At 71.1% G+C, this 4737-nt stretch carries 5 protein-coding genes; 4 read left to right on the plus strand and 1 reads right to left on the minus strand.

The window, feature by feature from the left end; genetic code table 11:
- The coding region (locus VK640_04530; GenBank protein HTE72450.1) for an HNH endonuclease at positions 1–366 on the plus strand (366 nt) is incomplete at its 5' end.
- A gap of 12 nt (positions 367–378) precedes the next feature.
- Here the strand turns inward: VK640_04530 and VK640_04535 are convergent.
- Positions 379–621: a hypothetical protein gene (locus VK640_04535; protein ID HTE72451.1), complete on the minus strand. Its 243-nt coding sequence runs from the start codon at positions 619–621 to the stop codon at positions 379–381.
- A 243-nt stretch (positions 622–864) separates the two neighbouring features.
- Between VK640_04535 and VK640_04540 the strand changes: the two genes are divergently transcribed.
- The 3 genes from VK640_04540 to VK640_04550 form a co-directional block, all read left to right on the plus strand.
- A complete protein-coding gene (locus tag VK640_04540; GenBank protein HTE72452.1) occupies positions 865–2007 on the plus strand; it encodes an acyl-CoA dehydrogenase family protein in 1143 nt (380 codons plus the stop codon).
- 30 nt (positions 2008–2037) lie between these two features.
- Positions 2038–3252, plus strand: a complete 1215-nt coding sequence (locus VK640_04545; GenBank protein ID HTE72453.1) for an acetyl-CoA C-acetyltransferase — start codon at positions 2038–2040, stop codon at positions 3250–3252.
- A gap of 22 nt (positions 3253–3274) precedes the next feature.
- On the plus strand, positions 3275–4737 hold a 1463-nt coding region (locus VK640_04550; GenBank protein HTE72454.1), incomplete at its 3' end, for a 3-hydroxyacyl-CoA dehydrogenase NAD-binding domain-containing protein.

Here is a 4737-nt window from a genome sequence, read left to right on the forward strand (position 1 = left end):
CGCTGGCTGGCCTGCGATGGCGCGATCACCCGCATCGTCATCGGCCCCGAAGGTCAACCGCTCGACCTGGGCCGCACCCACCGGGTCTCCCCGCCGCACCTGCGCCGGGCCGTCGAGCACCGCGACCACGACTGCGTGTTCGCCGGCTGCGACGCCCCGAGCTGGTGGTGCGACGTGCACCACCTGATCCACTGGATCGACGGCGGCGACACCAGCCTGGAGAACTCCGCGCTGCTGTGCGAACGCCACCACACCAAGGTCCACCACGGATTCCGGGTCGAGCGACAACCCGACGGCCAATGGCGCACCTGGCGACCCGACGGAACCGAGATCCTTCTCGCCGAGTCGCTGGCGCTCGCCCGCTGACGCTCGCGGAGCTCAGAGGGCGGCGAGCTCCGCGCAGCTGGCGCACAACTGCTGTTCCTCGTACCCCTCGGGGGGCCAGGGGAGCTGCTCGTCGATGGTGACGTAGGCGCCGCAGAGAGCCTTGCGGCTCTGGCCGTTGACGCGCCCTATCGTCGCGTGCGCCGGCCCGATCTGTCGCGGCTTGAGGCCGTCCTTGTTGAACGACCCGACCATCACCACCGCGTGGGCTGTTCCGTACGCGTAGACGCTGGTCATGTTCCACAGGGTCCGAGGCCTGCTACCGGCAATCCAGTACCACTGCGGGCGTGTCCGCCCCAGCCGTCACGCGCGCCCCGTTCGGCACAGGCGCGCCCGGCAGGGTCCCTCGCGTGGGCATTCCGGGGCCGGTTCTGCCCATCCCGGGGACCGTGCTCGACCGCCTGCCGGATGCCGGGGCACATACAGAACGGATGGTCTGTATGTTGTGCGCACCGTCGCCCGCATCTCCGGAGGTCCGCTGTGCATTCCGCGCTCTACGAGGCCGAGCACGAAGCGTTCCGCGCCATGGTCCGCGACTTCCTCGCCAAGGAGGTCGTGCCGAACCACGCCGCGTGGGAGGAGGCCGGCGTCGTCGACCGGTCGGTCTGGCTCAAGGCCGGTGCGCAGGGACTGCTCGGGATGGACGTCCCCGAGGAGTTCGGCGGCGGCGGTGTGAAGGACTTCCGCTACAACGCGATCCTCGCCGCCGAGGTCACCCGGGTGGGCGCCAGCGGCCTGGGCTTCGCGCTGCACAACGACGTCGTCGCGCCCTACCTGCTCGACCTCGGCACCGACGAGCAGAAGGCGCGCTGGCTGCCGAAGTTCACCAACGGCGAGCTGATCACCGCGATCGCCATGACTGAGCCGGCCGCCGGCTCCGACCTGCAGGGCCTGCAGACGACGGCCCGCCGGGACGGCGACGAATGGGTGCTCCACGGCTCCAAGACGTTCATCACCAACGGCATCAACGCCGACCTGGTCATCGTCGTGGCCCGCACCGACCCCGAGGCGGGTGCCCGGGGCTTCTCGCTGCTGGTGGTCGAGCGCGGGATGCCGGGCTTCGAGCGGGGCCGCAACCTCGACAAGATCGGCCTCAAGGCCCAGGACACGGCCGAGCTGTTCTTCGACGACGTCCGCATACCGGCGGAGAACGTGCTCGGCACCGAGGGTCAGGGCTTCTTCCACCTGATGGCCAACCTGCCGCAGGAGCGGCTCTCGATCGCCGCCGTCGCGGTGGCCGCGAGCCGGATCGTGCTCGACCTGACCGTGCAGTACTGCAAGGACCGTTCCGCCTTCGGGCGGTCGATCGGCACCTTCCAAAACACCCGGTTCGAGCTGGCCGAGATGCACACCGAGGTCTCGATCGCCGAGACCTACCTGGAGAAGGCCATCCTCGAGCACAACGCGGGCCGGTTCACCGCCGAGGACGCCGCGATGGCCAAGTGGTGGACCACGGAGCTGCAGAAGCGCGTCGTCGACCGGTGCCTGCAGCTGCACGGCGGCTACGGCTACATGCTCGAGTACCCGGTGGCCCGGGCCTTCCTCGACTCCCGCATCCAGACCATCTACGGCGGGACCACCGAGATCATGAAGGAGATCGTCGGCCGCTCGCTCGGCGTCTGAGCCCCCGACCCGACCGACGAGAGGACGACCATGACCGCCGAGGCGTTCATCTACGACGCCGTGCGCACCCCGCGCGGCAAGGGCAAGAAGACCGGCGGGCTGCACTCGGTGAAGCCGATCAGCCTGACCACCGGCCTCATCGACGAGGTGCGCCGCCGCAACCCCGGCCTCGACCCGGCCCAGGTCGACGACGTCGTCCTGGGCGTCGTCTCGCCGGTCGGCGAGCAGGGCGCCGTCATCGCCAAGACGGCGGCACTCGCCGCCGGCCTGCCCGAGACCGTCGCCGGCGTCCAGATCAACCGGTTCTGCGCCAGCGGCCTCGAGGCGGTCAACCTGGCGGCGCAGAAGGTGCGCTCCGGCTTCGAGGACCTCGTGCTGGCCGGCGGCGTGGAGTCGATGTCCCGCGTGCCGATGGGTTCCGACGGCGGCGCCTGGGCGATGGACCCGGAGACGGCCGCCGCCACGCACTTCGTGCCGCAGGGCATCGGCGCCGACCTGATCGCCACCCTCGGCGGCTGGAGCCGGGAGGACGTCGACGCCTACGCCGCCGAGTCGCACGCCCGCGCCGCCAAGGCATGGTCGAACGGCTACTTCGAGCGGTCCGTCGTCCCGGTGACCGACCGGAACGGCACCGTCGTCCTCGACACCGACGAGCTGGTCCGGCCCGGCACGACCGTCGAGTCGCTCGGCGGGCTGCCGTCGGCGTTCGCCGGGATCGGCAACATGGGCGGCTTCGACGCGGTGGCGCTGAACCAGTACCACTGGGTCGAGCGGATCGACCACGTGCACACCGCCGGCAACTCCAGCGGCATCGTCGACGGTGCCGCGCTGGTCGTCGTCGGCACCGAGGAGGCCGGGCAGCGCAACGGCCTGACCCCGCGGGCCCGCGTCGTGAGCACCGCCCTGTCGGGCGCAGACCCGGTGATCATGCTGACCGGCCCCGCGCCGGCGACCCGCAAGGCGCTGGCCAAGGCGGGGCTCACCGTCGACGACATCGACCTCGTCGAGATGAACGAGGCGTTCGCCGCCGTCGTCCTGCGGTTCATGGCCGACACCGGTTTCGACCACGAGCAGGTCAACGTCAACGGCGGTGCCATCGCGATGGGCCACCCGCTGGGCGCGACCGGCGCCATGATCCTGGGCTCACTCGTCGACGAGCTCGAGCGGCGCGACCTGCGTCGCGGCCTGGCCACCCTGTGCGTGGGGGGCGGCATGGGCATCGCCACCGTCATCGAACGTGTCTGAGCGCGAGTCCGAGGAGTCTTCCGTGTCCGAGAGCACCATCCGCTGGGAGCAGGACGCCGACGGGATCGTCGTCCTCACCCTCGACGACCCGTCGTCGTCGGCGAACACCATGAACGACGCGTACGTGCGGTCGATGGGCGAGACCGTCGACCGGCTCGAGCGCGAGAAGGAGTCGATCCGCGGGGTCGTCCTGACCAGCGCGAAGAAGACCTTCTTCGCCGGCGGCGACCTCGGCGCCCTGATCCGGGCGACACCGGAGACCCGTGCCGAGGTGCTGGCCACCGTGACCCGGGTCAAGAGCCAGCTGCGCCGGCTGGAGACCCTCGGCCTCCCGGTCGCCGCCGCGGTCAACGGTGCCGCGCTGGGCGGTGGCCTCGAGATCGCGCTGGCTGCGCACCACCGCGTCGTCCTCGACGATCCGACGGTCAAGCTCGGCTTCCCGGAGGTCACGCTCGGGCTGCTGCCGGGCGGCGGCGGTGTGGTGCGGTCGGTCCGGCTGCTCGGCCTGACGACGGCGCTGCTCGAACTGCTCCTGCAGGGCCAGCAGATCCGCCCCGGCAAGGCGCTGAAGCTGGGCCTGGTCCACGAGCTGGCAGCCGACCGCGACGAGCTCCTCGTCAAGGCGAAGCAGTGGGTGCTGGCGACCGAGACCGCCCAGCAGCCATACGACGCCAAGGGCTACAAGGTGCCCGGCGGCACGCCGTCCTCGCCGTCCCTGGCGAGCAGCCTGCCCGCGTTCCCGGCCAACCTGACCAAGCAGCTCAAGGGCGCGCCCTACCCGGCGCCGCACGCGATCCTGGCGGCGGCGGTGGAGAGCCTTCAGGTCGACGTCGACACCGCGTTCATCGTCGAGGGCCGCTACTTCGTCGACCTGGTCGGTGGCCAGATCTCGACCAACATGATCCAGGCGTTCTGGTTCGACCTGAACCGCGTCAACGGCGGCGCCTCGCGACCGGACGGCCCGGAGAGGTTCGCGGCCACGAAGGTCGGCGTGCTGGGCGCCGGGATGATGGGCGCCGGCATCGCGCACGCCTTCGCGAAGGTGGGCGTCGGCGTCGTCCTCAAGGACGTGAGCGTCGAGGCGGCCGAGAAGGGCAAGGCGCACGTCGCCGCTCTGGTGGGCAAGCAGGTCGAGCGCGGCCGGATGACGCAGGACGACGCCAACGCGTTCCTCGCCCGCATCACGCCGACCGCCGAGGCCGCTGACCTGGCCGGCTGTGACGCGATCGTCGAGGCCATGTTCGAGGACCAGGCGCTCAAGCACCGGGTGCTTCGCGAGGCCGAGCAGCACGCCCGGCCGGACGCGTTCCTCGCGTCCAACACCTCGACCCTGCCGATCACCGGCCTCGCCGAGGGCGTCCAGCGGCAGGACGACGTCGTCGGCATGCACTTCTTCTCGCCGGTGGACAAGATGCCGCTGGTCGAGCTGATCGTGGGGGAGCGGACGTCGGACGAGGCGCTGGCCCGGGCCTACGACGTGGTCCG

The organism is Actinomycetes bacterium (assembly GCA_035489715.1).
GTDB lineage: Bacteria > Actinomycetota > Actinomycetes > JACCUZ01 > JACCUZ01 > DATHAP01.